The 1,457-nt window shown below is 47.1% G+C and carries 1 protein-coding gene; it reads right to left on the reverse strand.

The features are described from left to right. Nucleotides 1-96: 96 nt before the first annotated feature. Nucleotides 97-1,359: an IS4 family transposase gene (locus V7D78_RS17340; RefSeq protein WP_333609702.1), complete on the reverse strand. Its 1,263-nt coding sequence runs from the start codon at nucleotides 1,357-1,359 to the stop codon at nucleotides 97-99. Nucleotides 1,360-1,457 lie beyond the last annotated feature (98 nt).

Consider the following 1,457-nt stretch of genomic DNA (forward strand, 5'->3'; position numbering starts at 1 on the left):
CCTGTCAGCATCAATGCTTATGTATGGATGCGGAGCAGGCGGTGAGAAAAAACACAGGGGTTTCAAAGTAATGCCAGTCAGTTAAGCTGACTGGCATTATTTTTTGTACGCATATTTACTCGGTTTTTTCTTAACTTGCCTTGGATATACTCGTTCTTCCCGCCTGAACGGTAAAACAAAAAACTCGGCTTTGCGGGTTAAATCATCAAGTTCCTTTGGAATATGATGACTACTGATGAGGGTAAAGCCATACTCAAATAAGCTGACTATTGCATTGGCACACAAGGTAAAGCTCAGTTCATTTGGATAGATACCCGGTAGGGTTTTGGCCATCCTCACCATTTGGTATCGAATAAGGTTATAACACAGCAGTATTCCCCAAAGCTCCTGCTTAACCATATCGCCTTTTTTACTACGTAACGTAAATTCATTAGCTAACAGGTGCTGTTTCATCTCCCGGTAACCCATTTCGATTTCCCAACGCTGACTATATAAATCCACAATTTCATCGCCCATAAACTGCGTTGTATCTAGCATCGACGTCAGGATAAAGCATTCTTTTCCCTTCACTTTTTTATTCAGCAACCTGGCTTCTATATGCGTAGGCAGACCTGGCCATTTCTTTTGCGCTTGTGGACTGGTGGCTATTCGAACTCGTAAATCTTGCCTACCTAGCTTTTCCACGACCTCATATTGCGCTCCTTTTTTAAGTGGGATAAGCCAGTGACGGTTTTGGCCCTTAGCTTGCCATGCATGGAGCAGCCCTAACGAATAAAAGCCTCGATCAAACAGCGTCAGGCTATTATCTGGTGTCGTTTCAATCAGTTGCTCTGCCAGTATCATTTCATTCGTACTGTATTTATCTATTGCGGCACCCGTCAATAAATGACTAGTTAGCTCCATTTGACAAACCATTCTGACCATCGGCCAGGCAGACTCGCCTGCGGTGGTGATAGGTTTGGTAAAAGCTTCAGTATTATCTGCCGTGTCAGGCGCACGCCAGACAACACCATCAACGCCAAGTAGTTGCAGACCACTCCATCGCGGATGTTCAGCATCTTGGTGCCAGCGTTGTTGGGTGTGATGAAAGACTTGCCGCATGGCTTCTGAGCCCAGGCGTTGCCTGCCTTGAACAACGGCACTGGGCGCGACTAACTCTCGCCGACCAGGCAATACAATTTGCATTTTGTCGGCAATGCTCCAGACATCTTTGCCGCGGTACAACGCCATTCCGAGCACAACCATCACCAGCGATTCTAAGGGCAAACGGCGTCGACGGACGGTTGCAACGCCAGCTTCTTGTAGACATTGGCTGATAAACTCTTCAGGTAACAGTTGCTGAAGCGCACCCGCTTCAATGTTTGGGAAATAACGATTGGCAAGTGTTAAAGCGGTGACTAATTATCGAGTAGGAGGCGGGATCACTCCCGCCGTCCTCTCACACCACCGTACGTGCG

The sequence above is a fragment of the Arsukibacterium sp. genome (genome assembly GCF_036735525.1).
In the GTDB taxonomy this organism is placed as follows: domain Bacteria; phylum Pseudomonadota; class Gammaproteobacteria; order Enterobacterales; family Alteromonadaceae; genus Alishewanella.